Source organism: Micromonospora vulcania, assembly GCF_042658605.1.
In the GTDB taxonomy this organism is placed as follows: domain Bacteria; phylum Actinomycetota; class Actinomycetes; order Mycobacteriales; family Micromonosporaceae; genus Micromonospora; species Micromonospora vulcania.
This window is the reverse complement of the sequence record NZ_JBHSQS010000045.1, coordinates 1-26,270: the sequence shown is the minus strand read 5'-3', so window position 1 is coordinate 26,270 and position 26,270 is coordinate 1. Positions and strand designations below refer to the sequence as shown.

The window sequence follows — 26,270 nt, the reverse complement described above, 5'->3', positions numbered from 1 at the left end:
GCCGTCCGCTACGAAGCCACCGTGCACATCGCCGCGATCAACGAGTGGCTGTGACCGACTTCGACACAGGCCCTAGCCTGACCAGACCGACTTCGGAGTCGCGACGTTCATCGTCGGCCTCAGCCGGGAGACGGTTCGCCGGATCGACCGTCCTCGGTGGGTGCCAGGACGGCTCCGGTCGGTGACCACGCCGCGCGTCCCGGGTCGAGCTTGTCCGGGTCGAGGATCATGTCGATCGCGGCGATACGGTCGCCGTGGACGGTGAAGCCGACGACGGCGACGAGCCGGCCGCGCCGGTCCCGGGCGACGACGCCGGCGACCCCGTTGACCAACGCGGGGGCGCAGAGGCGCGCGAACCGTGGCCCGGCGTCGGCGGCGCGGGCGGCCACCGCGCCCGCGCCGGTGAGCAGGGCGGGTGCGAGCCGCGCACGGCTCCCGTGGTCGGCACGGAACACCACGTCGGGGTCCAGCAGGGCCAGCAGGGCGTCGAAGTCACCGGCGCGGGCGGCAGCCAGGAACGCGTCGACGACACGTCGCTGGGCGGCCAGGCCGGCTCGGGGCTGCGGGGCCTGCTCGCGCAGTCGCCGCCGGGCGCGGCTGGCCAACTGCCGGGTGGCCGCCGGCGTACGACCCACCACGGCGGCCACCTGCTCGAACGGCATACCGAACATGTCGTGCAGCACCACCGCGAGCCGTTCGGCAGGCTCGAGGCTGTCCAGCACCACGAGTAGCGCGATGCCGACCGCGTCGGTGTGCAGGCTGGCCTCCTCCGGATCGCCGTACTCGCTGACCAGCGGCTCCCAGGTCGCACTCAACTGCTCGCGACGCGCCTGCCGGGCCCGCAGCATGTCGATACACACCCGGCCGACCAGCGTGGTCAGCCACGCCGCGGGATTGGTGATCGCGGCCGGATCGGCCCGCCGGGCGCGCAGCCACGCCTCCTGCAACGCGTCGTCGACCTCGGTCGGCGACCCCAACAGCCGGTAGGCGACGGCCCGCAGACGTGGGCGGTGCTGCGCCAACTGCTCGGCGAACCACTGCTGGTCGTCCATCTCGCTACTTCCCGAACGCTTCCCGCCGCAGCATCGCCAACAGCGTCGGAGTGCCCTGCGCGGTGGTGACCGCCACGGTCCGGCCGACCCAGGTGGTGTCGGTCGCCTGGGCCAGCAGACAGGCCGCCAGGTCCGCACGGCTGGTGAAGATCCCGTCGGAGCGGTTCTCGGAGAGCCGGTAGGGAGTGACGCTGTCGCTGTCGAAGAGCCCCGACGGACGCACGATCGTCCAGTCGAGGCTGCTGTCGCGCACCAACTTCTCCATGACGCGCATGTCGTCGTAGGTGGACTTGCCGATCGTGGCGGTCACCAACGGCTGAATGACGCGGTTGAGCAGGAAACCGCCCTCGGCGTGGTGATGCGGCTCGGTCGCGCTGGAACTGACCACGACGAGCCGCCGTACGCCCGCACGACGCATCGCGGCCAGGACGTTCGCGGTGGAGCGGCTGTAGAGCAGCACCGGTCGCCGGGTGAACGGCACTCCGAGGGTCGACAGCACCACGTCGGCACCGCCCACCGGGACATCCACCGTGACATCGGCCGCCACCACCTCCAGCCCGGGACCCCGGACCGGGAACGACCCCGGCTGCCGGGTCACCGCCCGTACGTCATGGCCGGCGTCCAACGCCTGCCGTACCAGGCGACGACCCGTGCCCCCGTTCGCGCCGAGAACGACGATACGCATCTGTGGTGCTCCCTCCCGAGGTGACCTTCGACAGCAACGTCGATCGGCGCGGTTCGTTTGTGACAAACCGCAGGCCACGGCGGTGTCAGCGGTGTCGCCGTACCGAGGCGGCCAGACCTGCTGTGCCGGGAGCGGCGGTCAGCCGAGCCGGGCCGCCAGGGCGCGGCCGAGGTCCCGACCCGAGCGCCAGGCACTCTGCACCCGGGGCTTGCCGAACGCGTCACCGGCCAGGCCGATCCCGTCCGCGTCCAGGTGACAAGTGTCGCCGCCGGCGCCGGTGGTCGGCTTCGCGTACGTCCAGCGGTGCACGTGCACGTCGGTGGGCGGCTCGGGCAGCCCCAGCAGGTCCCGGACGGCCTGCTCGATCGCCGGGGCGGCCCCGGTGGGCTGGGCCAGGTGGCCGGCGGCGAACTCCGGCACGGTGTGCGCGACCAGCACCGGTGCGGCGTCGCCGCGCCGATCGCCGTCGTCGCAGACCAGGTTGAGCACCGGGTGGTCGTTGACGAACGCCCCTCGGAACTCCGCCCAGCGCCGGGTCGGGAAGCGCAGCACCGCCGCCATCGACGGCGACCAGCTCTGCGCCTGCACGACCCGCGTGGCGGCGGCCAGGGCCGGGTCGAGCAGGAGTGCGGCCTGCGGGCCGGGCATTGCCAGGGCGACCGCCGCGCACGGCTGGCCGTCCACGGACGGGCCGGGCTGCACGTTGAGCACCAGCCGGTCGACGGTCACCGGCACCTCGTCGGCGAGGTGTTCGACCAGCGAGCGCAGTCCGCGCGGCGCGGCGAAACGCATCGGTCCGGGCACGTCGTGGCAGCCGTCCCGGTCGTACGACTGGAAGGTGTCGGTCCATTCGCGGACCAGGCCGGCGGCGCGCCACTGCCCGACCACGGCGGCGAAGTCCGGGTCGCTGGCGGTGAAGTACGCGGCGCCGATGTCCGCCGGGCGCCCGTCGAAGCGCTTGCTGGCCATCCGGCCGCCGGCGACGTGCCCCCGCTCGCGAACCCGCACCGGAACCCCGGCCCGGACCAACTCCACCGCACAGGCCACCCCGGCGATGCCCGCCCCGACCACCACCACGCCCGACCGGTCCACGCTCATCCGGTGATCGTAGGTGCCCTGGGCGGGCATGAACTGGCAACTTCCGGGGTACTGGCACACCTGTTCGAAGAGAGGATGATGACGATGACGGACCGCAGCTCCAGGCGGAGACCGGCCGAGGCCAGTGAGCCACAGTTCAACGGCGGGGTAGCCGGTGCAGCTCGACCGAGGTCAGGCGACCGGCCTGGATCTCCGCCGTCTGGTAGGTGGCGTGGGGTTGAGCGCGGCGGTCTGTGGGCGAGCCGGGATTGAGCAGGCGCAGGCCACCGGGCGCCTCGGTGTCCCAAGGGATGTGCGAGTGCCCGAAGACGAGCAGATCGACGTCGGGGAAGCGGGCCGCGCACCGCTGCTCGCGAGCGGTCCGGGGCCCGGTCTCGTGCACCACGGCGATCCGCAGGCCGTCGAGATCGGCGCGGGCCACCTCCGGAAGCCGGGCGCGCAGCGCCGGCCCGTCGTTGTTGCCGTACACCCCGATGAGCCGGCGCGATCGCGCGGTCATCTCGTCGAGCAGCGCCTCGTCCACCCAGTCGCCGGCGTGCAGCACCACGTCGGCGGCCTCGATCGCCGTCCAGAGCGGCGCCGGCAACTCCCGGGCACGCTTCGGGAGGTGGGTGTCCGCCGTGAGCACCAGCCGCATCCCGGCATTGTCCCCCGAGCCACGGCCGCCCACCCGGGGACGCGGGTGGACGGCCGGAATCCGCTCCGGTTTCCCGGACCGGGGACGACACACCGTCGTGTCGCCCCGGGCCGGGACACCGGAGTCGATCAGGTGCCGGTCGGCAGGGTCCAGCGCTGCGCCCCGGAGCCGTTGCAGGTCCAGATCTGCAGTTGCCGACCGTCGGTGACATCGGAGTTCGGTATGTCCAGGCAGCGCCCGGCCTGCGGGTTGCGCAGGCTGCCGTCGGGCTGGGCGGCCCACTGCTGGGCCCCGGTGCCGTTGCAGTCGTAGAGCTGGACGAGCGTGCCGTCGGTGGTGCCGCTGGCCTTCACGTCCAGGCACTTGCCGAGCCCTCGCACGGTGCCGTCGGCCGGCAGGGTCCAGCGCTGCGCGCCGGTGCCGTTGCAGGTCCAGATCTGTACCTTGGTGCCGTTGGTGGTCTGGCTGGCGTTGATGTCCGCGCACTTGCCGAGGGCCTTGATCTCGCCGGTACGCGCCCCGCCGGTGCCGACGCCCGGCCCGGTGAAGGTGTAGCTGTCCACGTCCAGCAACGCGCCACTGCCGCCGGTGAAGACCAGGTACAGGTCGTGGGTGCCGTCGTCCGGCTTGGTCACCGTGGCGGTCAACTCGGTGTAGTTGTCCCAACCACCGGTGTTCGGCACCGCGATCCGGGCGACCTCGGTGCCGGTCGGTGAGTCGTACCGGAAGGAGACGGTGCCGCCGGGGCCGCCCGAGGAGACCCGGGCCTTGACCCCGGTGATCCCCTTGAGGCTCACCGCGTGGTGCCGGACGTTCTCACCGTTCTGGATGTCGCCCAGCCGCTTGGCGCCCTCGGCCGCCGACTGGTCGATGACCTTGGGCCCGTTGAGCTGTACGAAGTGCTCCGCCTGCCACTGCTTCGGGTAGAGGCTGATCTCCTTCTCCCCGGTCAGCGCCGCCGAGCCGGCCGCGCCCCGGTCGGTGTAGCTGCCCCGGATCACGAAGAACAGCACCGAGTCGGGACCGGCGTGCACCGGACCGGTGTTGAAGGTGGCGCCGCAGCCAGTCCCCTCACCTTCCTCGTGGGCGTGCTCCTGATGCCCGAGCGCGGCCCGGACGACCACCGCCGAACAGGCCGGGGTGCCGTCCTGCGGGTCGCTGGCCGAGGCGGTCACCGCGAGGTTCTGCTCCCAGTCGAACAGCCCGCCGGCGGGCAGCCCGCCGAGGGTGACGGTGGGCCGGTTGTTGCCGACCACGATCGGTACCAGCGTGGTCGCCGTACGACCGGTGCCGTCGTTGACCGTCAGCCGGGCCTGGTAGCTGCCGTTGGTGGGGTAGCTGAAGGACGGGTTCGCCGCGGTCGAGTCGGTGCTGCCGTTGTTGGTGAAGTCCCAGGCGTACGTCAGCGGGTCGCCGTCCGGGTCGGAGCTGCCGGCGCTGGAGAACGTCACCGCGAGTGGGGCGAGGCCGTTGTCCCTGTTCACGCTGGCCTTGGCGACCGGCGACCGGCCGCCCTGGACGTAGTTGATTTTGTAGAGGCCGGCGTCGACGGCGCCGGAGAAGTAGCCGCTGCCGTATTCCAACAGATAGAGCGAGCCGTCCGGGCCGAACTGCCAGTCGATCGGGTGGACGAGGTTCATGCCGGCGAGTACCGGCTCGATGACCGTCGGCGCACCGGTGGCGGGGTTGCCGTTGTCGAACTGGACCTCCTTGATCCAGTTACGGCAGTACTCGGAGATCAGCCACTTGTTGTCGTAGTAGGCCGGCCACTTCACGTCCGAGACGAGGTTCGGGTCGTAGTGGTAGACCTCGACGTGGTTGGGCGAGCCGCAGCCACCCGGGTTGTCCAGCGCCGGCCAGTCGTCGCTGCCGCCGTGCTGCTCCCAGACCAGCGCCGGCTTCGTCGGCGGGAGCTGCGTAAGGCCGGTATTGCGGGGCGAGTTGTTGACCGGGCCGGTGGCCGTACCGCACGGGAACCAGCCGCGCGGCGCCGCGGTCGCGAAGTCCCAGTCGTTGTAGGCGACGTTGGGGCCGCCACAGTACGGCCAGCCGTAGTTGCCGGGGCCGGTGGCGCGGTTGAACTCGTCGTACGCCGCCGGGCCGCGGTTGGCGAGGTCCGCACCCGCGTCCGGGCCGACCTCTCCCCAGTAGAGGGTGTTGCCGGCCTTGCGGTCCACCCAGATCCGGTACGGGTTGCGTACGCCCATCACGTAGATCTCGGGGCGGGTCTGCGCGGTGCCGTTGGCGAAGAGGTTGCCGGACGGGACGGTGTAGCTGCCGTCGTTCTCCGGATGGATCCGGTTGATCTTCCCGCGCAGGTCGTTGGTGTTGCCGGAGGTGCGCTGGGCGTCGTACTGCGGGTTGCGGGTGGTCCGTTCGTCGATCGGGGCCATCCCCGCCGAGTCGCCGCCGGAGTTGGTGTTGTCCCCGACGGCGAAGTACAGGTTGCCGGCGGTGTCCCAGCTCATCGACCCAGCCGAGTGACAGCACAGGTCGCGCTCGGTGGGCCACTCGATGAGCACGTCCTCGCTGCTCGGGTCGAGCAGCAGGGTGGACGGGTTGAAGGTGAACCGGCTGATCCGGTTGACCAGCGGAGTGACCTTGGGCGAGTAGAACAGGTACACCCAGCGGTTGCTGGCGAAGCTGGGATGCAGGGTGATGCCGATCAGGCCGTCCTCGAACCGGGCGTCCAGGGCCACGGTGAGCGCGACCGTGGTGGACCTCGTCGCCGGGTTGTAGAGGCGGACCTGACCACCACCGTTGGTGGTGCCCCGGTTGATGTAGAAGACCTTGCCGTCGGGGGCGACGGCCAGCTCGATCGGCTCCCCCATGGAGAGTCCGCCGTCGAGGGCGATCTTCTCGAAGCCGTTGGTGGCGGGTGGCGCGAGAGCGGCGGCCCGTGCCGGGACGGCGGCGACGGGACGCTCGGCATTGGGGCGGGCGGTGGCCGACGGCGCGAAGCCGACGGCGGCCAGGACGGTGAGCAGGGTGGTGGCGACGACGAGCCGTCGGCGTGGTGGGCGTGACACGAGACCTCCAGGTGTCCGGGCGATCTCGGTGCCGCTCCCGCCGACTGGAGGAGCACCGCAGTGTGTCCCGGACATTAACGTCTTTCACTGCAGAGCGACAGAACTTCGGTTCGCTGAATCGAAAGTTGTCGCTATTGATGCGAAAGGTGGGGCTGCGCAGGCCAGACCGGCGACGGGGATCAGGACCGCGTCGGGGTGAAGTGCGGCGGCGGCATGCCGCGATCGCGCTCGGTCGGGTCCTGGACGTCGGTGAGCTGACCGGCGGCGTTGATCAGACCGATGTGCGAGAAGGCCTGGGGGAAGTTGCCCAACTGTTCCCCGGTCAGGGGGTCGATCTGTTCGGCGAACAGGCCGAGGTCGTTGACCCGGCCGGCAAGTTGGCGGAACAACTCGTGCGCCCGCTCCCGCTGGCCGCCCAGCGCCAGGCAACCCACCAGCCAGAACGAGCAGATGACGAAGCCCGCCGGGTCACCGTCCCACCGCCGCAACAGGCCGTCGTGGGACAGCCGCTGCTCGACCGCGCGGACCGTCGCGACCATCCGCGGGTCGTCCGCCCGCAGAAACCCCACCAGCGGCATCACCAGCACCGATGCGTCCAGGTCGTCGCCGTCCAAACTTCCGGTGTACGCCTGGAGCCGATCGCTCCAGCCGCGCTCCAGCACCGTCGCCCGCACCTCGTCCCGGGCGGCCGCCCAGCGGGCGACGTCCTGCGGCCCGCCGAGCTGTTCGCCGAAGCGGACCGCACGGTCCAGCGCGACCCAGCACTGCACCTTCGAGGACACGTGGTGGTGTTGGACTCCCCGCTCCTCCCACATCCCCGCGTCCGGCAGCTTCCAGTCCACCATTGCCTGGTCGGCGAGCACCCGCAGCAGGTGGTACACCTCCGGGTCCATCGGCTCCAACTTGTCCCGCATCAGCCAGGCGGCATCCATGGCCTCGCCGAAGATGTCGGTCTGCCGCTGCCGCCACGCGTCGTTGCCGATCAGCACCGGCTGACTGTCGCGGTACCCGGCGAGTTGGTCCAGGCGGTGCTCGGTGAGGTCGCGCTCGCCCTGCACCCCGTACATGATCGGCACCGGTCCGTCGCTGATCCGGCCCATCGCCCGGCCCAGCCAGGCGAACTGCCGCTGCACCTCGTCGAAGCACGCCGACCGCCACAGCGCCCGCAGGGTGAGGGTGAAGTCGCGTACCCACACGTAGCGGTAGTCGTAGTTGCGGGCTCCGCCGAGCTTCTCCGGCAGCGAGGTGGTCGCCGAGGCCACCACCGCGCCGCTGGGCCGGTACGTCATGCCCTGCACCACCAACGCGCTGCGCCGCACCTGCTCGGCGTAGCACCCCTGGTACTCGTGCTGCTGCGTCCAGGACCGCCACCCGGCGACCGTGTCGTCGATGGTCCGGTCGGCGTCCGGCACCTCCGGCGGCGGAGCGTCGTAGGTCGGGGCGTACCCGAGGGAGAAGTTGTGCACCGAGCCGGCGCGGGCGGTGAACGTCGCGGTGGCCTCGCCGTCGTCGGGATGCAGCCGCACGCTGCCGCGCAGGGCGAGCCGGGCGGCCCCCGCGGTGGCCTCCAGCACGCCGTCCCGTTCGAGCAGGTACGCGGTGACCCGCCCGTACTCGAAGCGGGGCCGGTAGTTCACCCGCATCGGAACCTCGCCGGAGAGGCTTCGCACCGAGCGGACCAGCACCTGCGGCGAACGCATCCCGATGTCGTGGCCACGCGCGCCGGGCTCGAACGCGAGCGCGTCGGTGAGGGCCACCTCCCCGCGCCCGGTGCGAAAGACGGTCCGCAGCACGAGGGTGTCGTCGAGATAGCAGCGCTCGATGGTGAACTCGCCCTCCGGCTGGATCGACCAGTGCCCGGCGCCCTCATCGAGTAGCCGCCCGAACACCGAGGGGGCGTCGAACCGACCCGGGCACCACCAGTTGACCGAGCCGAAGCGGTCCACCAGCGCCGCACTGCGGCCGTCGGCCAGGAAACCGTGGTCGCTGATCTGTCCGCTCTGCACCTGGCTACCTACCCGGGCCGTCCGGGCGCATACCTGTCGGCGGGCGGCATCCGGGGTGGGTGCCCACGTTACCGGCGGGCACAGCCGGGAACGCCGGCAGCTGACGAGGGAGGATGCTCATGACGTCAGCTTCTTCGAGTCCGACCGCCGCCTGGCGGCCCGGTACGCAGGGCGGCGATCTGCTCCCGTCCGGGCCGGCCGGCCATCCGTCGGCACCGAGCGGTGACGGGCACGGACCGGAGTCCGGCCCGCCCACCGTGACGATCGGTTCGTACCCGGACTATCCGTCCGCCCAACGAGTGGTCGACTATCTGGCCGACAATCGTTTCCCGGTGGAGCACACCGCCATCGTCGGTACCAACCTCACACTGGTGGAGACGGTGCTCGGCCGGATGACCACCGGCCGGGCCGCTGTGCTGGGTGCCGGCACCGGCGCCTGGTTCGGGCTCTTCATCGGGCTGCTGTTCGGCATCTTCACGGTCGGCAACTGGCTGGCGGTGATCCTGGTCGGGCTGGTCGTCGGCGCGATCTGGGGTGCCGTGTTCGGCGCCGTCGCGCACGCGATGACCGGCGGGCAGCGCGACTTCACCTCGGCCAGCTCACTGCGTGCCGGCCAGTACGCGGTGACCGTCGACGCACAGCTCGCCGACCAGGCCCGGCAGCTGATGGGCCGGGCACACCTACCCGGCTCAACCGCGAACGCGAGCTGAGCCACCGGCAGATCGGCCGCCCCGGCGTACTGCCGGGGCGGCCGTTCAGGCGTGGTACGCCAGCTCGCCGGCCCGCAGCGGCACGTCGACCCGGTTCTCCGGTGGTGCCAGCGGGCAGGCCCAGCGCTCGTCGTAGGCGCAGCTCGGGTTGTAGAGATAATTGGGGTCCAGTCGGACCCGGTCGCCGGGCAGCAGCTCGACGCCCCGGCCGAAGGTGCCCTTCACCGTGTCCGTGAGATACCGGCCACCGCCGTACGTCTCCCGCCCGCAGGTGCCGTCGCGCAGCGGCACGAACAGCCCGCCCCCGTACGCCTCGATCCACCACAGGGTCAGTGACCCCCACGTCGTGTCGGCAATGGCCACCCGCCGGTACGCCACCACCCCGTCCGGGCCTCCGGTGTCCACCCGCAGCTCACCGCTGGCCGGCCGCAGCGGCGCCTCGACCACGGCGGCCGGGTCGGGCGGGAAGTAGCGCACCCCGGGGAAGGCGGCCCGCTCGGCCGGCGGGATCGGGCTCTGCGGGTGGTCGGCAAAGAGCTCGTCGCGGCCGGCGCGGAAGCCGGCGAGGTCGACGTCGGACAGGTACAGCCGGGCCACCCGCTCGCGCCAGTCGGCCAACTGAAGATCTTCCACGCTCCCGAGCCTAGGCGTCAGCATCCGTGCTGCGCGTCGGCCAGGGACAACTCCCCGGTCCGGACGGGCAGACCGCACGCCTGGCAGCGGACCACGGCGACGAAGACCTCGCCGCAGACGTCGTGGATGAAGTCGACCTTGGGCACGTCGGCGTCGGCGTAGGTGTCTCCCCAGCGCTTGAGCACGAGGATGACGTGCCCGAGGTCCTTGCCCTTCTGGGTGAGTTCGTACCCCGCCGTCCCCCCGTTCTCGGTCGACCGAGGCTGCAGGATGCCGGATTCGGCGAGCTTGCGCAGCCGGGCCGCGAGGACGTCCCGAGGCGCGCCGACCGCCCGCAGGATCTCGGTGTACCGGGAGGCGCCGAACGCGAGCGCTCGAACGATGTGCAGTGACCACCGGTCGTTGACTGCGTCGAGCGCCACAGCGAGGGTGTCCCGCTCTGGTTTGATTTTCAAACCGTCGGCGCTACGGTTCGTCTGGTTGGACATTCAAACCACACTACCCGAGGGACCAGACATGACGTCATCACCCGACTCCGGAACCGACGCGGAAACCCTGATCGTCACGGAACGCCGGGCCTGGGTATCGCTCGTGCTCACCGGGCTGATCATTGGCACGGCCTTCATCGCCGTCTATGTCGGGCTGCAGCGCAGTCCCCAGCCGAGCCACCTGCCGATCGCGGTGGTCGGCGAGCAACTGGCGACCGCCGCCCATGCCGGGCTCGGCGACGCGGTCGCGGTCACACAGGTCGCGAGCGCCGAGGAGGGCGGGGCCCTGGTTCGCGGTGGCGACGCCATCGCGGTACTCGACGCGACCTCCCCCAGCACGCTGAAGCTCGACTACGCCGGCGCCGGCGGGTTCAGCGAGAGCGGCGCCGCACGTCAGCTCGTCGCCGGCCTCGCCAGCAAGGCCGGAGCGACCGTCCAGGAGAACGACATCGTGCCGCTGGCGAGCTACGACAGTCGTGGACTGTCCGCCTTCTACGTGGTGTTCGGCGTGACCCTCTCGTCGTTCGTCCTCGCGCAGGGGCTCACCGCGGCCACCGCGAAGGTACGCCTGCGCCACCGCCTCTACGCGATGGGCGGGTTCGCCGTCGCGATCGGCCTGATCGCCGCGACCGTCGCGGGCCCGATCTACGGCTCGTTGACGGCCCCGTTCCCGCTGCTCGCGCTGTCGCTCATCCTGTTGTCCGCGGCCAGCGCCTTCACCACCAAGGCGCTCGGGGCGTGGCTCGGTCCGGCCGGCATCGGCCTCGCCGTGCTCACCCTGACCACGATCGGAAACGCGACCAGCGGAGCGACGATCGGAGTCGACCTGCTGCCGGGCTGGGCGCAGGCGATCTCGGCGAAGCTGCCGCCCGGTGCGGCCGTGCGGGCGGTCAACAACTTCGGTTACTTCAACGGCTCCCACACGCTGGTGCCCCTCGCCGTCCTCGCCACCTGGTTCCTGGCCGGCCTCGGGTTCGTCCTGCTCCGGCAGCGGACCGCACGGCTTCCTCGAAAGGCGGCACGATGACCGTTCGAGTCAGCCCGTACCGCCGTCATCGCGGCCAGTTGGTCAGGACGGCGTCGAGGGCGTCCAGGGTCCGGGTCCACGAGGCGTCCGCCGTACGCGGGGTGTGCCGGAACCCGCCGGTCCGTTCCAGGCTCACGAACCCGTGGAACGTGCTGTGCATCATCCGTACCGCGTCGGTCTGGTCGGGTTCGGACAACCGGTAGCCGCGCAGGATCGCCCGGGTCATCTCCGCGTGCCGAACGCCCGCGCTCGCGGCGGCCGTCTCCGGGTCGAGGTCCACCTGCATGGCGGCGTACCGGCCCGGGTGCTCTCTGGCGTAGTCGCGGTACGCGTTGGCGAAGGCCACCAGCGCGTCCCGGCCCGCGCGACCGGCCAGCGCCGCGGCGACCCGGTCGGCCAGCTCCGCCAGCGCCAGCAGGGCCACCCTGATCCGCAGGTCGTGGGCGTTCTTGATGTGGAAGTACAGGCTCGCGTCCTTGACGCCGAAGCGGCGCGCGAGTGCCGCGACAGTCACGTTCTCCACGCCCACCTCGTCGGCCAGCTCGGCCGCGGCCAGGGTCAGGCGCTCGGCGGTCACCCCTGCACGTGCCACGCACCACACTCCCAGAAAACTAGCTCAATTAGTCGTTTGCCTAGGAGGGCTAGGCTACTACCTATGCTTGCCATTTCCGAGCCCGCCATCCGCGCGTCCTTCGTCAACTGCACCAAGGGCGAGGCGAAACGGCTGGCCGTACCGAACGATCTTGCCGGGCGCCCCTGGGACGACCTCGACTTCCTCGGATGGCGGGACCCCGCCGCCGCGCAGCGGGCCTACCTGGTCGCCGAGTCCGGGGCCGGGCTCGTCGGGGTGGCGCTACGGGTCGCGCCGCAGCAGGCCGGGCGCGTCCGGCGCAGCATGTGCTCGCTGTGCCTGACCACCCACACCGGGGACGGCGTCTCACTGATGACCGCCCGCAAGGCCGGCCCGGACGGGCGGCTGGGCAACTCGGTGGGCGCGTGCATCTGCACCGACCTGGCCTGCTCGCTCTACCTGCGAGGCAAGAAGACCGCCGGGTCGCGCATCCACGAGACCCTCACCCTGGCCGAGAAGATCGACCGTACGACGACGACCCTCACCGCCTTTCTTCGCAAGGTGGTCGAGTGACCGAGGCCCGGGCGCGCGGACCAGCGCCGAACGCCAGCCCAGCGCCCGGTCAGCGGTCGCTGGCCAGGCGGGCGTGCAGGTGCTCGTCGTGGCGGCGGCCGTCGCCGTACTGGTACGACTCGCGCAGCGTTCCCTCGGCGGCGTAGCCGGCCCGGTCGGCGACCCGGCAGGAGGCCGAGTTGGCCACCGCGTGACACAGCTCCACCCGGTGCAGCCGGAGGTCGGCGAACGCCCATTCGGTGAGCCGGACGACCGCGCGTACCGCCACCCCGCGCTTGCGGGCGGTCGGCACCGTCCAGTAACCGATGGACGCGTCGCCGTGGTGGATGTGGTGCAGCGACACCGAGCCCAGAAGCTGACCGCCGGCCGCTGCGGTGACCGCCATCGAGACGTGGTCACCGGCGGACCAGTCGGCGCGGCGGCGCACCCACAGCAGGGCGGAGTCGTCGTCGATGTGGCCGCCCTGCGGGTTCCACTGGGCGATGTCCGGGTCGCGCAGGGCGTCGCGCACCGCCGGGGCGTCCGCCTCCCGCCACGGGCGCAGCAACAGGTCGGCGGCGGAGAGTTCGACGTGTTCCACGACGCCGGAGTCTGGCACATCGCACCCGGCTCCGCCGCCCGTTAACCGCCGGGTTCTTTCAAAGCTGCACCATCGCCTCGCGCCGACCGGCTCGATGTGACCCAGACGACGCGCTGACGCACTATTTGAATTTTGAAAGAGTGCTACCTTGATGGCGTGACCGAGAACCTGGACAGCGCCCGATCGGCCGCCTGGCGTGCCTACATCGAGGCCAGCCAGCGGCTCTACACCCAGTTGGAAGAGGATCTGCGCGCCGACAGCGACCTCAGCTTCGCCGACTACCACGTGCTGGTCCTGCTCTCCGAGGTGCCGGGGCAGCGGCTGCGGATGGGCGAGCTGGCCGGCCGCCTGGTCTTCTCGCCCAGCCGACTCACGTACCAGATCTCCTCGATGCAACGCCGCGGCCTGGTCAGTCGGGAGTCCTGCCCGGACGACCGACGGGGCAGCGAGGCTGTGCTCACCGCCGCCGGCCTGCTCGCCCTGACCGAAGCCGCACCCCACCACCTGGCGTCGGTGCGTACCCATCTGATGGACGACCTCGACGACGCCGAGGTCGCCTGCCTCACCCGGGTCTTCGACCGGCTCGGTGCCCGCCTGCGGGCGTCCCGGGCCACCTCCACCACACACGCCACGAACTAGGAGCCTTCGATGCCCGCGATCACCGTCGACAACGTCCTCGTCCTTCCCCGCCTACCGCAGCTCGACGAGTCCACCAGGATCCGACCGGTGCGCACGGTGACCACCGCGCCCAGCGGCTTCGAGGGCGAGGGCTTTCCGGTCCGCCGGGCGTTCGCCGGAGTGTCGACGACCGACCTGGACCCGTTCATCCACCTCGACCAGATGGGCGAGGTGGACTACGCGCCGGGCGAGCCGAAGGGCACGCCGTGGCACCCGCACCGCGGCTTCGAGACCGTCACGTACATCATCGACGGCGTCTTCGACCACCAGGATTCGCAGGGTGGCGGCGGCACCATCACCGACGGCGACACCCAGTGGATGACGGCGGGCAGCGGCCTGCTGCACATCGAGGCCCCGCCGGAGCACCTGGTGATGAGCGGTGGGCTCTTCCACGGCACACAGCTCTGGGTCAACCTGCCCCGCGCGGCCAAGATGAACCCGCCCCGCTACCAGGACATCCGGGGCAAGGAGTCGGCGCTGCTCACCACACCCGACGGTGGGGCGCTGATCCGGGTCATCGCCGGCGAGGTGGCCGGGCACCGCGGCCCGGGCTCCACCTTCACCCCGATCACCATCACGCACGTCACGGTGCAGCCGGGGGCGCAGGTCGACCTGCCCTGGCAGCCGGAGTTCAACGCCCTGGTGTACGTGCTCGGTGGGCGCGGCACGGTCGGCACCGAGCAGCGACCGGTGCGTACCGGCCAGCTCGCGGTGCACGGTGCGGGCGACGCGCTGCGCTTGCGCGCCGACACCCGGCAGGACAGCAACACCCCGGCGCTGGACCTCTACATCATGGGTGGCCAGCCGATCCGGGAGCCGGTGGCGCAGTACGGCCCGTTCGTCATGAACACCCGCGACGAGTTGCTCCAGGCGTTCGAGGACTTTCAGGCCGGCCGGCTCGGCGTGATCCCCACCGAGCGGCTGCCGCACACCGGTGGCCAGGGCACCCGGCCCTGACCGAGGTCGGTCACTGAGTTCGGCGCCGGCGCCCCCGTGCACCGCGGGAGCGCCGGCGCCGCCTCAGGAGACCGCAAAAATCCCCGCAACACCCAGAATCACCATCACCAACACCGCTACCAGCGCCCCCCGTTCGCTCTCCACCGCCGGCTCGCGGTACTCGGTCACGGGGTTCGTCGTCTCGCGGGGCATAGTGTGATCTCCTCGGCTGTCGCGTCGTTCAGATGGCGTCGACCAGGTCACGGGTCTGCCGGCCTGGCGTGCGGACCCGCCGTCCGGGTCCTACCGTGAGGACGTTGTCGACCTCGGGGGGCTGGAGACGTTGCCGCTGCAGGACTGGTTCCTCACCGCACAGGAACGGGCCAACCCGGTCTCTGGGTTACCCGTCTGGACCGTCGGAAACCTCGCCGAGCCGTTGATTCACGGTGCGGCGTACTTCGACCGGCTGGTCGACGAGGTCGAGGCACTGCGCGCCGGTGACCACCTGTTCTTCACCGACTGGCGGGGTGACCCGGACCAGCGGATGCGCCCGGACGGCCCGACCGTGGCCCAACTGTTCGCCCAGGCCGCCCAACGCGGAGTGGTGGTCAAGGGGCTGATCTGGCGCTCGCACCTCGACGTGCTGGCGTACAGCGAGGCGGAGAACCGCGATCTCAGCGAGACGATCTCCGCGGCCGGCGGCGAGGTGCTGCTCGACCAGCGGGTACGACGCGGCGGCTCACACCACCAGAAGCTGGTGGTGCTGCGGCACCCGAGTGCCCCGGAGCGCGACATCGCGTTCGCCGGCGGGATCGACCTGTGCCACAGCCGGCGGGACGACGCCATGCACCACGGCGACCCGCAGCCGGTGCAGATGTCCCCCCGGTACGGCCCCACCCCGCCCTGGCACGACGTGCAGCTCGCGGTGCGCGGCCCGGTGGTCGGCGCGCTGGACACCCTGTTCCGGGAGCGCTGGACCGACCCGATGCCACTGGACTCGGAGAACCCGATGGCGTACCTGCGGGACCGGCTGCGCGGCGCGGACCTGCGCCCGGACCCGCTGCCCGAGCAGCCGGCGGACCCACCGTCCTGCGGTCCGCACCAGATCCAGGTGCTGCGCACCTACCCGGCCGTCCGGCCGCGTTACTCCTTCGCACCGGACGGCGAGCGCACCGTGGCGCGGGGCTACACCAAGGCGGTACGCCGCGCGCGCCGGCTCATCTACCTGGAGGACCAGTACCTCTGGTCGACCGAGGTGGCGGAGCTGTTCGCCGACGCGCTGCGGGACAACCCGGAGCTGCACCTGATCGCCGTGGTGCCCCGGCATCCGGACGTGGACGGCCGGCTCGCCCTGCCGCCGAACATGGTCGGCCGCGAGCAGGCGTTGTCGCTGTGCGAGCGCGCGGCACCGGACCGGGTGCACGTGTTCGACGTGGAGAACCACGCCGGCAACCCGGTCTACGTACACGCGAAGGTCTGCGTGGTCGACGACGTCTGGGCCAGCGTGGGCAGCGACAACTTCAACCGCCGCTCCTGGACACACGACAGCGAGCTGTCCTGCGCGGTGCTGGACGACAGCCGCGACCCGCGCGAGCCCACCGACCCCGCCGGGCAGGGCGACGGGGCGCGGACCTTCGCCCGGGAGCTGCGGCTGCGGCTCTGGCGTGAACACCTGGACCGCGACCCGCACGGTGCGGACGACGCCGACCTGCTCGACCCGGCGGACGCCGTCGCGGCCGTCACGGCCGCCGCCGACGCGCTCCAGGAGTGGTACGACGGCGGCCAGGTGGGCGAACGTCCGCCCGGCCGGCTGCGCCCGCACCGCCCCGAGCGGCTGCCGTGGTACACCCGCAGTTGGGCGTTGCCGGTCTACCGGCTGGTCTACGACCCGGACGGCAGGCCGCTGCGGGCCAGGTTGTCCGGCACCTGGTGAGCCGACCAGGGCGGCTCCCGCGTGTCGTCCTGGCCCGACCCCTGGTGCACGCTGAGCCCACCGGGGTAGGCGAACGAGGAGCGGGGCGAGTAGTAACCGAAGCCGATGGTCAACGGGTTGGCCGGCCGTAGCGCGTAGATCGGGTGTCGGGGCTGCAGAAACTCGACCGACTCGATCTCGAACGGCGCGACCGGCTCCGCCACGAACGGGTAGACCGAGCTGACCAGCTCCCCGCCGCGGCGGGTGAAGTAGCGGTGGTGCCCGCTACTGATCACGTGGCCGGTCTCCCCCACTCGACAGGTGGCCCGGATCAGCGGCGTCCCGTCGACCTCCGTCTCGGAGAGCAGGTCCTCGCCCCGAACCTCGATCCTGGTCCGGCCGGCGAGCACCGGGGCGCCTCGGGCGACGGCGTACTCCCGGACCCTCCCGCTGGACGCGACGTAGTGGGTCCACCAGCCACCGGGGTTGAGCCCGCCGGGCGCGTCCTCGCCGACCAGCGAGACGCCCAGGTAGGTCAGCGAGTAGGCGCCGAAGCCGGAGGTCTGCGTCTCGTCGTCGACGACGTACTGGTTGAGGAACACCTGACGGTCGGGACGCGGGCGCAGCCCGGCCGGAATCAGGGCGGCGACCGCGTCCGGATCCGCCGGGAGCCAGCTGAAGTAGAGCGTGCGACTGTTCACGACGAGCTGGGGAGCGGCTGGATCGAGCACGGTGCCTCCGAACCGGATGTGTACACGCGACGCTACGGCGGGTCCCACCGGCGGGACAACGACGGAAACCGGACAGTACTGCCCCGATGTCGGATTTCATGTTGACCGCTCGTCCAGCCCCGGGCACCGACCAGCCGGAGCGGATGACATGACCGGGTGGCTGAGGCCTGGCCCGAAAAGCGGGTAAGGGTCCTCACAAATTGCCGATCTGCCGCCCGCTATGCGGCTTTTGTCATTCGACACGCCTTAAGTACATCAGCCTTTCGGCTAGATTCTGGGGAGACGATCAGGCTAAGGTGAGTCCCGAACGGCCCATACGAAGCTAAACCAAAGCGTCACGTCTTTTTTTGTCCGCGGACGAGGTGCAGGGAGGACCACCCATGACCGCGCCAACGATCACCGAGCAGGTGAGCACCAAGCCCAGGAGCGCCGCGAAGCTCGACCCGCGGGCGCTCACCGACAGCGCCGCCGACCTGCTCAACGCCATGGCGGCACTGCCCGCCAGCCACCCGTCGCGCCCGGCGCTGCGGGACCGGGCGATCGAGGCCTGGCTGCCGCTGGCCAACCACCTGGCCCATCGCTACAGCGGCCGGGGCGAGCCGAGCGACGACCTCGCCCAGACCGCCGCCATCGGGCTGATCAAGGCCATCGACAAGTTCGACCCGACGCGCGGCGTCGACTTCGCCGGCTACGCCATCCCGACCATCATCGGGGAGCTCAAGCGGCACTTCCGCGACCGCACCTGGGACATCCGGGTCCCCCGCCGGCTGCAGGAGCTGCGCCTGGCCATCTCCGACGCCAACAGCTCCCTGCTGCAGACCCTCGGGCGCTCCCCGACCGTCGCCGACATCGCCGCCCACCTCAAGGTCACCGAGGAAGAGGTCCTGGAAGGCCTGGAAGGCGCCCGCGCCTACAACGCGGTCTCCCTGTCCACCCCCACCGGCGACGGCGAACGCGCCACCGAACTCGGCGACATGCTCGGCGGCGAAGACGCCGAATTCGAACTCGCCGAACTGCGCGCCTCCCTCGGCCCAGCACTGGCCACCCTCGACGAGCGCGAGCAGAAGATTCTCACGCTGCGGTTCTACGGCAACCTCACCCAGTCGCAGATCGCCGACCAGATCGGTGTCTCCCAGATGCACGTCTCCCGGCTGCTCGCCCGCGCGCTGACCAAGTTGCGCGGCCAGCTCGACGGCACGTACTAGACGATTCGCGGTTGAGGGCCGGGTCCACAGGACCCGGCCCTCAACTATGTGTGCGTACTGTCACGCGAGCGTGACAGTACGTCCAATCGTCAGTGACCTGCCGGCTCCCGCCACATCGGCCAGAACGGCGTGCCGTCGGGCACCCGGAACGGCTCGCCGGTCCGGTAGCCGTTCCGCGCGTACAGGTCCCGACTGCGCGGGCTGCTCGCCTCCAGGTAGCCCGGCATCCCGGCCTCGTCCAGCCAGGCGTGGTGGTGCTCGAGCAGCGCCGTGCCCAACCCCTGCCCCTGCCGGTCCGGCCGGGTCGCCAAAAAGGCCAGGTGGTGGTGGTCGGTGTGCGGGTGGTTGGCCGCGAACAACTCGTCGAGATGCTGGAACCGGTTCCACCAGGGCGGCGAGTTCCGCCAGGACTGAGCCGCGCCGGCTGGACCGGCCGGGCCGGTGCGAGACTGGGCCGTGCTCTCCGACGTACACCTGGACCTGCCGGTGCGCCCGGTGCTGCCGGCGCTGATCGCGGCGCTCGACGCGGCCGGCGCCGGGGTCCTGGTGGCCCCGCCCGGCACCGGCAAGACCACGCTCGCGCCGCTGGCCGTGGCCGACCGGGTGACCGGCCGGGTGGTGATCGCGCAACCCCGCCGGGTGGCCGCGCGTGCCGCAGCCCGGCGGATGGCCGACCTGCTCGGTGAGCGGGTCGGCGACCGCGTCGGCTACGCGGTACGCGGTGAGCGCCGCGTCGGCCCGGCCACCCGGGTGGAGGTCGTCACCACCGGCCTGCTGGTCCGACGGCTGCACCACGACCCGGAGCTGCCCGGCACGGGTGCGGTGCTGCTCGACGAGTGCCACGAGCGACAACTCGACGCGGACCTCGCGCTGGCCTTCTCGGTGGAGGCGCGGGCCACCCTCCGGCCCGATCTGTGGCTGCTGGCGATGTCCGCCACCCCGGACACCGACCGGTTCGCCGCGCTGCTCGGCGGGGCCACCCCGGCCCCGGTCGTACGGGCCGAATCGGCGCTGCACCCGGTGCAGCGGATCTGGACGCCGCCACCGCGGCCGATCGCCCCACCCGGTGCCGGGCCGGTGGACCGGGCTCTGCTCGACCACGTGGCGGCCACCGTCCGGCGGGCGCTGCGCGAGCGCGACGGCGACGTGCTGGTCTTCCTGCCCGGGGCCGGGGAGATCGCGGCGGTCACGGGCCGACTGGCCGACCTGCGGGACACCGTCGCGCTGCTGCCGCTGCACGGCCGGCAGCGCGGCACCGAGCAGGACGCGGCGCTGCGTCCGGCGGATCGGCGGCGCGTGGTGCTGTCCACCGCCCTGGCCGAGACCAGCCTGACCGTGCCGGGCGTACGGGTCGTGGTGGACGCCGGGCTGTCCCGGGTGCCCCGGATCGACCTGGCCCGCGGGCTCGGCGCGCTGATCACGGTGCCGGTCTCCCGGGCCGCCGCCACCCAACGGGCCGGCCGGGCCGGTCGGGAAGCACCCGGGTCCGTCTACCGCTGCTGGTCCGCCGCGACACACGAGCGACTGCCCGCCCGCGGAGAGCCGGAGATCGCCACCGCCGACCTGACCGGCTTCGCGCTGGAACTGGCCGCCTGGGGACAGCCGGACGGCACCGGGCTCGCGCTGCCCGACCCGCCGCCGCCCGCGGCGATGGCGGTGGCCCGGGACACGCTGACCACCCTGGGCGCGGTCGACCCGGACGGCCGGATCACCGGCCGGGGGCGGGCGATCGCCGCCGCCGGGGCGCACCCGCGGCTGGCCCGGGCATTGCTCGACGGCGCTGGTCGGGTCGGCGCCGACCGGGCGGCCGAGGTGGTGGCCCTGCTCGCCGAGGAGAGCGCGGCCGGTCCGGGCGACGACCTGGTCGCCGGCTGGCGTCGACTGCGCACCGGCGTCGACCCCGGCGCGACCGCCCGTTGGCGCACCGAGGTACGCCGGCTGCGCGCCGCACTGCCCGCCGGCTCACCACCGCAGGGTCACCTCGACACCGAACCGGCCGGCGCACGCGCTTTGCGGGGCGGCGGGTCGGCCGGCTCCGCTGGGCTCAGCGACGATCTGGCCGCCGGACTGCTGGTCGGGCTCGCGTACCCCGAACGGCTGGCCCGGGTCCGGCGGCCGGGCGGATCGTCGTACCTGATGACCGGCGGGACCGCCGCGGAGCTGGCGGCCGGGTCCGGGCTGACCGGGTCCGAGTGGCTGGCGGTGGCCGTCGCGGACCGCAGCCCGGGCGCGCCCTCGGCGCGGATCCGCCGGGCCACACCGCTTGACGAGGCGACGGCGCGGGAGGCGGCGGGCCCGCTGCTGTCCACCCGCCGGGAGGTCGGCTGGTCCGACGGGGACGTGGCGGCCCGGGAGGTGACCCGGCTGGGGGCGATCGAGCTGCTGGCGCGTCGGCTGGACCGCCCGGCCACCGCGGAGGTGGCGGCGGCGCTGCAGACCGGCCTGCGCCAGGAGGGGTTGGGGCTGCTGACCTGGACGCCGGCCGCTCAGGCGCTGCGCGAGCGGTTGGCGTTCTGTCGGCACCACCTCGGCGACGAGTGGCCGGACGTCGGCGACGAGGCGCTGCTCGCGGCCGTACCGACCTGGCTGGGCCCGGAGCTGGCCGCCGCCCGGCGGCGCGCGGACCTGGCCCGGGTGGACGTGACCGCCGCGCTGCGCCGGCTCCTGCCGTGGGCGCAGGCCGCCCGACTGGACGAACTGGCCCCGGAACGGATCGCCGTGCCCAGTGGCTCGAAGATCCGGGTGGACTACGCCGACCCGGCCGCGCCGGTGCTGGCGGTGAAGCTCCAGGAGACGTTCGGCTGGCCGGCGGCTCCGCGCATCGGCGGTGGTCGGGTGCCGGTGCTGCTGCACCTGCTCTCCCCCGCCGGGCGGCCGGTGGCGGTCACCGCCGATCTGGCGTCGTTCTGGCGGACCGGCTATCTCCAGGTCCGTGCCGAGCTGCGCGGTCGATATCCCCGGCACCCCTGGCCGGAGGACCCGGCCACGGCGACGCCCACCCGGCACGCCACGCCACGTCGACGCTGAGGCGGGTCATTCCTGGACGACGTCGGCCACCGCCACGGTGATGTTGTCCGGCCCGCCGGCGTGCAGTGCCAGGTCGATCAGCTTGCGGGCGCACTCGGCCCGGTCCGGATGGCCGGCCAGCACCTCGGCGAGGGTGTCCGGACGGACCACGTTGGAGAGGCCGTCGCTGCACAGCAGCCACCGGTCGCCGGCCCGGGGCACCATCGTCGAGTACGCCGGGGAGACGTCGTCGCCCTGCAACGCCTGGGTCACCACCGCCCGGCGCGGGTGGCTGCTGGCCTGGTCGGCGGTGATCACGCCCTGGTCCACCAACATCTGCACGAAGGTGTCGTCCCGGGTGATCTGTTTGAGCACACCCTCGCGGTACAGGTAGGCCCGGGAGTCGCCGATGTGCGCCAGGGCCAGGCAGCTTCCGGTACGGGCGAAGAGCAGGGCGGTCAGTGTGGTGCCCATGCCCTGGCGCTCCGGGTCCTCGGTGACCGCCTGCCGGATCCGTGCGGTGGCCAGGGCGATGCCGCCCTGGAGCGCGGCGACCAGGGCGTCCTCCGGGGTCTCCAGGTCCAGTGGCGCGACCGCGTCGATGGTGAGCGCGCTGGCCAGGTCGCCGGCGGCCATCCCGCCCATGCCGTCGGCGACGGCGACGAGCCAGGTCCCGGCGTGCAGGGCGTCCTGGTTTCCGCTGCGGATCAGCCCACGGTCGCTCGTCCCCACGGAACGCAGCTTCAGGGTCATGGGAGGCAGCCTGCCAGGCGAAGGGCGCAGTTGTCTCTAGGAGATCAGGACGACGGCGTGTGGCGCGGCCAATCTCACGTGTGGGCCCCGACGCCTCGCGGCACCCATCGCGGGCCGACCGCGCTCGTCGGACACCACAAGCCATTCAGTCGGATCGATTGACATGGCCTCCCGTCGCTGGAAACATCGAGCCGATATCTGGGAGCGCTCCCAAGATCTCGCCACCACCACCGTCCCACATCCCGTCCCGGAAGGACTCCCCCGTGACGCCATCCCGACGCCGCCTCCTGCTGGCCGCGGCGACCACCCTGACCCTCGCCGCCGCGGGCGCCGGCGCGGCGTACGCCGACCCGCCACCGGACGCCCCCGAGCAGATCGACAACGGCGACTTCAGCGCCGGCGTGGCCCCCTGGTTCTCCTACGGCACCGGCGCGCTCGCGGTGACCGACGGCCAGCTCTGCACCACCGTCCCCGGCGGGTTGGCCAACCCGTGGGACGCCGGCATCGGGCAGGACGGCGTACCGCTGCTCGCCGGCGCCGAATACACCCTGGGCTTCGCGGTGTCGGCCACCCCGGGCACCGCGATCAAGGCCGTGTTGCAACTCGGCAGCGCCCCGTACACCACGTACGCCGCCGTGGACGCCGCCGCCACCGGCACCCCGCAGCGGGTCGAGCAGACCTTCACCGTCCCGGACGACAATCCGGGCGCCCAACTGATCTTCCAGGTCGGTGGCGCCGCAGCGGCACAGACCGTCTGCCTGGACGACGTCTCATTGCGCGGTGGCGAGCCACCCGCGCCGTACGAGCCGGACACCGGGCCCCGAGTGCGGGTCAACCAGGTCGGCTACCTGCCCGGAGGCCCCAAGAACGCCACCGTGGTCACCACGGCCACCGAGCCGCTGCCCTGGCACCTGCGCTCGGGCACCGGCACGGTCCTGGCCACCGGCACCACCACCGCACGCGGCGTGGACACCGCCTCCGGGCAGAACGTGCAGACGGTCGACTTCTCCGGCTACCGCATGCCGGGCACCGGGTTGACGCTGACCGTGGACGGCGCGACCAGCCACCCGTTCGACATCTCCGGCACGCTCTACGACCGGCTGCGCGCCGACTCGCTCCAGTTCTTCTACGCCCAACGCAGCGGCATCGCCATCGACGGTGACCTGATCGGCGACGAGTACGCGCGGCCCGCCGGCCACCTCGGCGTGGCACCCAACCAGGGAGACACCGCCGTGCCCTGCCAGCCGGGGGTCTGCGACTACACCCTGGACGTACGCGGAGGCTGGTACGACGCCGGCGACCACGGCAAGTACGTGGTCAACGGCGGCATCGCCACCTACCAACTGCTGAACGCCTTCGAGCGGACCAGGACGGCGGCCACCGCGGCCGGCGGTGTTGGCCTGGCCGACGGGACGCTTCGGGTGCCCGAGCGCGCCAACGGCGTACCGGACATCCTCGACGAGGCACGCTGGGAGTTGGAGTTCCTGCTGCGCATGCAGGTGCCGGCCGGCCAGTCCCTCGCCGGCATGGCGCACCACAAGATCCACGACCGGAACTGGACCGGCCTGCCGCTCGCCCCGCAGGACGACCCGCAGCCGCGCGAGCTGCACCCGCCGTCCACCGCCGCCACGCTCAACCTGGCCGCCACCGCCGCCCAGTGCGCGCGGCTCTACGCCCCCTACGACGCGACGTTCGCGGCCCGCTGCGCCACCGCGGCGACGACGGCCTACGCCGCCGCCAAGGCCCACCCGACGGTGTACGCCAGCCCGAGCGACGGCACCGGCGGCGGCGCGTACGACGACGGAGTCGTCACCGACGAGTTCTACTGGGCGGCGGTCGAGCTGTACCTGAGCACCGGGGCGCAGACCTACCTGACCGACCTGACCGCCTCGCCGCACCACACCGGGGACGTGTTCGGCGCACAGGGCTTCGGCTGGCAGAGCACCGCCGCGCTCGGCCGGCTCGACCTGGCCACCGTGCCGAACGGACTGCCCGCCGCCGAGCTGACCCGGGTCCGCGCCTCGGTCACCACCGCCGCCGACGCGTACCTCACCGAGCTGCGCCGCCAGGCGTACGGGCTGCCGCTGCCCGGGGACCCGGGCAGCTACGTCTGGGGCGGCAACAGCAACCTCATCAACAACGCGGTCGTGCTGGCCACCGCGTTCGACCTGACCCGCGACGCGGTCTACCGGGACGGCGCGGTGCAGGCGACGGACTACCTGTTCGGTCGCAACGCGCTGAACATCTCGTACGTCACCGGGTGGGGTGAGCACGCGGCGCAGAACCAGCACAGCCGCATCTTCGCCAACCAACTCGACGCGAGCCTGCCGCACCCGCCCGCCGGTTCCCTGGCCGGTGGGGCGAACGCCGCCCTCCAGGATCCGTTCGCGGCGCAGCTACTCGCCGGCTGCGCACCGATGTTCTGCTACGTCGACGACATCAACTCGTACGCGACCAACGAGGTGGCGATCAACTGGAACTCGGCGCTGGCCTGGATCGCCTCGTTCCTGGCTGACCAGGGCGACGCGGGCGCGGTACCGGCCACCACCTGTACGGCCACCTACACCAACTACGGTGCCTGGCACGGCGGGACCGGGTTCACCGCGCAGGTGACCGTCCGGAACACCGGTGCCACCGCCGTCAACGGCTGGACCGTGCGCTTCGCGTTCACCGGCGACCAACGGGTACGCGAGGCCTGGCTGGCGAAGGTCACCCAGACCGGCGCAACGGTGACCGCCCGCAACGAGCAGTACAACGCGAAAATCAACCCGGGTGCCACCGCCACCTTCGGCTTCAACGCCACCACCGCCGGAGGCCCGAACCCCAACCCGACCCTGGTCACGCTCAACGGCGCTCCCTGCACGTTGTCCTGACCGACCCCGCCCGGAAGGCCGCAGCCGCCAGCCGCAGCCTGGACGACGTCGCGCCGAAACCGGTGGACCCGGCGCGCCGTGCCGGCCATGCTGAGGACCATGGACGGCGACGAACTGACCGGCGCGGAACGTCGGGTGTGGGCGGCGCTGCCGACGGGTACGCGGGCCGCGCTGGGCGGTCTGCCCGGCGCGGACCTGCGTACCCTGCTGCTGACCGTGGCCCGCGACCGCGCCGCCGTCGTGCGCCCGTCCGACGTGCTGCGCCGCCGCCGCGAGGACCGCTTCGTCCAACCGGCCCGTGCCGACCCACGCGCGCTCGCGCAGGTGGAGGCACGGATGTGGCAGCTCCTACCCGCCGACGTGTCGGGAGTGGAGCTGTCGCCGGTCGTTCCGCTCGGCGCCTGCTCGGCGGTCGCGCCGGTCAGTCCGAACAGGATCGTCACCACGATGCGCGCCAGCGAGGTGCTGAGCGACCCCACCAACGCCCTCGCGATCGAGGCGGCACTACGTCGCCGTCAAAGTGCGGAGGTGCACCTCGCCGCCGCTCACCGGGTGCTGCGCGCACAGGACTTCGGTGCCGGCGTGTCCGCGCACTTCCGGCTCTTCGCCCTGGTGTCCAGCGCCCGGGACGCTGGCGCGGGTGTCACACAGGCCCGGCTGCTGATCCGGCACCTCACCTACTGGCGGACCGTCCTCACCGAACTGGCCGCCGCAGCCTCGCCCCAACTGCACGTCACGGTCTTCGACGACCGGGTCGTCCGGGAACGACTGGCCGACACCGTCCGACCGGCACTCGACGGGGGCGCGGTGCCACTGGTGGACGAGCCGGATCGGGTACGCGGTCGCGGCTACTACACCGATTGCGCCCTACGGATCACCGCCCTGGGCGGCAACATGGAACTCGGCGACGGTGGCCTCACCGACTGGACCGCCCGGCTGAGTGGCGACGCCAAGGAGCGCTGCCTCGTCTCCTGCCTCGCTACCGAACGCCTCGTCGACTGCGCAGACCGCTAGGCCGTGTTTCGTAGGGCGTTGATGTTGGGGCGTGGCGGTGGTCGCTAATTGAAGAGGTCTCCGGTAGTTGGTT

23 protein-coding genes and 1 pseudogene are annotated in these 26,270 nt (G+C 72.2%); 10 read left to right on the top strand and 14 right to left on the bottom strand.

The window, feature by feature from the left end; genetic code table 11:
* Positions 1-119: 119 nt before the first annotated feature.
* The 6 genes from ACFQGL_RS31670 to ACFQGL_RS31645 all read right to left on the bottom strand — a co-directional run bounded on the left by ACFQGL_RS31670 (position 120) and on the right by ACFQGL_RS31645 (position 8,507).
* On the bottom strand, positions 120-1,052 hold the full coding sequence (locus tag ACFQGL_RS31670) for a sigma-70 family RNA polymerase sigma factor (RefSeq protein WP_377516335.1): 933 nt from the start codon (positions 1,050-1,052) through the stop codon (positions 120-122).
* A 4-nt stretch (positions 1,053-1,056) separates the two neighbouring features.
* The gene (locus ACFQGL_RS31665; protein WP_377516334.1) at positions 1,057-1,737 is read right to left on the bottom strand and encodes an NAD(P)-dependent oxidoreductase; all 681 of its coding nucleotides are present in this window, start codon (positions 1,735-1,737) and stop codon (positions 1,057-1,059) included.
* A gap of 138 nt (positions 1,738-1,875) precedes the next feature.
* Complete coding sequence (locus tag ACFQGL_RS31660; RefSeq protein ID WP_377516336.1) at positions 1,876-2,814, bottom strand: NAD(P)/FAD-dependent oxidoreductase; 939 nt, start codon at positions 2,812-2,814, stop codon at positions 1,876-1,878.
* Between the two features lie 157 nt (positions 2,815-2,971).
* A complete protein-coding gene (locus tag ACFQGL_RS31655; protein WP_377516333.1) occupies positions 2,972-3,472 on the bottom strand; it encodes a metallophosphoesterase family protein in 501 nt (166 codons plus the stop codon).
* A 128-nt stretch (positions 3,473-3,600) separates the two neighbouring features.
* Entirely contained in the window at positions 3,601-6,501 is a 2,901-nt protein-coding gene (locus tag ACFQGL_RS31650; RefSeq protein ID WP_377516332.1) for a ricin-type beta-trefoil lectin domain protein, read from the bottom strand.
* Between the two features lie 179 nt (positions 6,502-6,680).
* On the bottom strand, positions 6,681-8,507 hold the full coding sequence (locus ACFQGL_RS31645) for a glycoside hydrolase family 15 protein (protein ID WP_377516331.1): 1,827 nt from the start codon (positions 8,505-8,507) through the stop codon (positions 6,681-6,683).
* 119 nt (positions 8,508-8,626) lie between these two features.
* Between ACFQGL_RS31645 and ACFQGL_RS31640 the strand changes: the two genes are divergently transcribed.
* The gene (locus tag ACFQGL_RS31640) at positions 8,627-9,217 is read left to right on the top strand and encodes a YflT domain-containing protein (protein ID WP_377516330.1); all 591 of its coding nucleotides are present in this window, start codon (positions 8,627-8,629) and stop codon (positions 9,215-9,217) included.
* 45 nt (positions 9,218-9,262) lie between these two features.
* Here ACFQGL_RS31640 and ACFQGL_RS31635 read toward each other — a convergent pair whose 3' ends face one another.
* Together ACFQGL_RS31635 and ACFQGL_RS31630 are read right to left on the bottom strand one after the other, a co-directional pair.
* The gene (locus tag ACFQGL_RS31635) at positions 9,263-9,850 is read right to left on the bottom strand and encodes a DUF1684 domain-containing protein (RefSeq protein ID WP_377516329.1); all 588 of its coding nucleotides are present in this window, start codon (positions 9,848-9,850) and stop codon (positions 9,263-9,265) included.
* A gap of 17 nt (positions 9,851-9,867) precedes the next feature.
* Positions 9,868-10,338, bottom strand: a complete 471-nt coding sequence (locus tag ACFQGL_RS31630; protein ID WP_377516328.1) for a winged helix-turn-helix transcriptional regulator — start codon at positions 10,336-10,338, stop codon at positions 9,868-9,870.
* 28 nt (positions 10,339-10,366) lie between these two features.
* On the opposite strand from ACFQGL_RS31630, the gene ACFQGL_RS31625 reads away from it, so the two are divergent.
* On the top strand, positions 10,367-11,365 hold the full coding sequence (locus ACFQGL_RS31625) for a hypothetical protein (RefSeq protein WP_377516327.1): 999 nt from the start codon (positions 10,367-10,369) through the stop codon (positions 11,363-11,365).
* Positions 11,366-11,390: 25 nt separating this feature from the next.
* Here ACFQGL_RS31625 and ACFQGL_RS31620 read toward each other — a convergent pair whose 3' ends face one another.
* Positions 11,391-11,957 carry a TetR/AcrR family transcriptional regulator gene (locus tag ACFQGL_RS31620; protein WP_377516326.1) on the bottom strand — a complete coding sequence of 189 codons (567 nt, stop codon included), beginning with the start codon at positions 11,955-11,957 and terminating at the stop codon, positions 11,391-11,393.
* Between the two features lie 63 nt (positions 11,958-12,020).
* Between ACFQGL_RS31620 and ACFQGL_RS31615 the strand changes: the two genes are divergently transcribed.
* A complete protein-coding gene (locus tag ACFQGL_RS31615; protein WP_377516325.1) occupies positions 12,021-12,509 on the top strand; it encodes an FBP domain-containing protein in 489 nt (162 codons plus the stop codon).
* A 49-nt stretch (positions 12,510-12,558) separates the two neighbouring features.
* Here ACFQGL_RS31615 and ACFQGL_RS31610 read toward each other — a convergent pair whose 3' ends face one another.
* Positions 12,559-13,089, bottom strand: a complete 531-nt coding sequence (locus ACFQGL_RS31610; RefSeq protein ID WP_377516324.1) for a GNAT family N-acetyltransferase — start codon at positions 13,087-13,089, stop codon at positions 12,559-12,561.
* A 156-nt stretch (positions 13,090-13,245) separates the two neighbouring features.
* Here ACFQGL_RS31610 and ACFQGL_RS31605 point away from each other — a divergent pair, with 156 nt between their 5' ends.
* Positions 13,246-13,728 (top strand): MarR family winged helix-turn-helix transcriptional regulator, encoded by a 483-nt coding sequence (locus tag ACFQGL_RS31605; protein ID WP_377516323.1) that lies wholly within the window; start codon positions 13,246-13,248, stop codon positions 13,726-13,728.
* A gap of 9 nt (positions 13,729-13,737) precedes the next feature.
* A complete protein-coding gene (locus ACFQGL_RS31600; RefSeq protein ID WP_377516321.1) occupies positions 13,738-14,724 on the top strand; it encodes a pirin family protein in 987 nt (328 codons plus the stop codon).
* A gap of 63 nt (positions 14,725-14,787) precedes the next feature.
* Here ACFQGL_RS31600 and ACFQGL_RS31595 read toward each other — a convergent pair whose 3' ends face one another.
* Positions 14,788-14,916 carry a hypothetical protein gene (locus ACFQGL_RS31595; protein ID WP_255421212.1) on the bottom strand — a complete coding sequence of 43 codons (129 nt, stop codon included), beginning with the start codon at positions 14,914-14,916 and terminating at the stop codon, positions 14,788-14,790.
* Positions 14,917-15,046: 130 nt separating this feature from the next.
* On the opposite strand from ACFQGL_RS31595, the gene ACFQGL_RS31590 reads away from it, so the two are divergent.
* Positions 15,047-16,636 (top strand): phospholipase D family protein, encoded by a 1,590-nt coding sequence (locus tag ACFQGL_RS31590; protein WP_377516320.1) that lies wholly within the window; start codon positions 15,047-15,049, stop codon positions 16,634-16,636.
* Here ACFQGL_RS31590 and ACFQGL_RS31585 read toward each other — a convergent pair.
* The gene (locus ACFQGL_RS31585) at positions 16,585-17,346 is read right to left on the bottom strand and encodes an acetoacetate decarboxylase family protein (protein ID WP_377516319.1); all 762 of its coding nucleotides are present in this window, start codon (positions 17,344-17,346) and stop codon (positions 16,585-16,587) included. The genes ACFQGL_RS31590 and ACFQGL_RS31585 overlap by 52 nt on opposite strands.
* Positions 17,347-17,726: 380 nt before the next feature.
* Between ACFQGL_RS31585 and ACFQGL_RS31580 the strand changes: the two genes are divergently transcribed.
* Positions 17,727-18,551 carry a SigB/SigF/SigG family RNA polymerase sigma factor gene (locus ACFQGL_RS31580; protein WP_377516318.1) on the top strand — a complete coding sequence of 275 codons (825 nt, stop codon included), beginning with the start codon at positions 17,727-17,729 and terminating at the stop codon, positions 18,549-18,551.
* Positions 18,552-18,640: 89 nt separating this feature from the next.
* Here ACFQGL_RS31580 and ACFQGL_RS31575 read toward each other — a convergent pair.
* A pseudogene (locus ACFQGL_RS31575) lies at positions 18,641-18,940 on the bottom strand (GNAT family N-acetyltransferase); the annotation flags it as partial.
* A gap of 67 nt (positions 18,941-19,007) precedes the next feature.
* Here ACFQGL_RS31575 and hrpB point away from each other — a divergent pair.
* Positions 19,008-21,578, top strand: coding sequence for an ATP-dependent helicase HrpB (gene hrpB / locus ACFQGL_RS31570; protein ID WP_377516317.1), 2,571 nt, complete (start codon positions 19,008-19,010; stop codon positions 21,576-21,578).
* A 6-nt stretch (positions 21,579-21,584) separates the two neighbouring features.
* Here hrpB and ACFQGL_RS31565 read toward each other — a convergent pair whose 3' ends face one another.
* On the bottom strand, positions 21,585-22,310 hold the full coding sequence (locus ACFQGL_RS31565) for a PP2C family protein-serine/threonine phosphatase (protein ID WP_377516315.1): 726 nt from the start codon (positions 22,308-22,310) through the stop codon (positions 21,585-21,587).
* 263 nt (positions 22,311-22,573) lie between these two features.
* Between ACFQGL_RS31565 and ACFQGL_RS31560 the strand changes: the two genes are divergently transcribed.
* Positions 22,574-25,183: a glycoside hydrolase family 9 protein gene (locus tag ACFQGL_RS31560; protein WP_377516314.1), complete on the top strand. Its 2,610-nt coding sequence runs from the start codon at positions 22,574-22,576 to the stop codon at positions 25,181-25,183.
* A 99-nt stretch (positions 25,184-25,282) separates the two neighbouring features.
* Positions 25,283-26,197 carry a hypothetical protein gene (locus tag ACFQGL_RS31555; protein WP_377516312.1) on the top strand — a complete coding sequence of 305 codons (915 nt, stop codon included), beginning with the start codon at positions 25,283-25,285 and terminating at the stop codon, positions 26,195-26,197.
* Positions 26,198-26,270 lie beyond the last annotated feature (73 nt).

Excerpts from the sequence above, each read along its gene's own strand:
- ACFQGL_RS31595 (WP_255421212.1), bottom strand. The coding sequence starts at position 14,916 with ATGCCCCGCGAGACGACGAACCCCGTGACCGAGTACCGCGAGCCGGCG.
- ACFQGL_RS31630 (WP_377516328.1), bottom strand. The coding sequence starts at position 10,338 with ATGTCCAACCAGACGAACCGTAGCGCCGACGGTTTGAAAATCAAACCA.
- ACFQGL_RS31555 (WP_377516312.1), top strand. The coding sequence starts at position 25,283 with ATGGACGGCGACGAACTGACCGGCGCGGAACGTCGGGTGTGGGCGGCG.
- ACFQGL_RS31665 (WP_377516334.1), bottom strand. The coding sequence starts at position 1,737 with ATGCGTATCGTCGTTCTCGGCGCGAACGGGGGCACGGGTCGTCGCCTG.
- ACFQGL_RS31565 (WP_377516315.1), bottom strand. The coding sequence starts at position 22,310 with ATGACCCTGAAGCTGCGTTCCGTGGGGACGAGCGACCGTGGGCTGATC.
- ACFQGL_RS31615 (WP_377516325.1), top strand. The coding sequence starts at position 12,021 with ATGCTTGCCATTTCCGAGCCCGCCATCCGCGCGTCCTTCGTCAACTGC.
- ACFQGL_RS31640 (WP_377516330.1), top strand. The coding sequence starts at position 8,627 with ATGACGTCAGCTTCTTCGAGTCCGACCGCCGCCTGGCGGCCCGGTACG.
- ACFQGL_RS31625 (WP_377516327.1), top strand. The coding sequence starts at position 10,367 with ATGACGTCATCACCCGACTCCGGAACCGACGCGGAAACCCTGATCGTC.
- ACFQGL_RS31670 (WP_377516335.1), bottom strand. The coding sequence starts at position 1,052 with ATGGACGACCAGCAGTGGTTCGCCGAGCAGTTGGCGCAGCACCGCCCA.
- ACFQGL_RS31580 (WP_377516318.1), top strand. The coding sequence starts at position 17,727 with ATGACCGCGCCAACGATCACCGAGCAGGTGAGCACCAAGCCCAGGAGC.
- ACFQGL_RS31655 (WP_377516333.1), bottom strand. The coding sequence starts at position 3,472 with ATGCGGCTGGTGCTCACGGCGGACACCCACCTCCCGAAGCGTGCCCGG.
- ACFQGL_RS31600 (WP_377516321.1), top strand. The coding sequence starts at position 13,738 with ATGCCCGCGATCACCGTCGACAACGTCCTCGTCCTTCCCCGCCTACCG.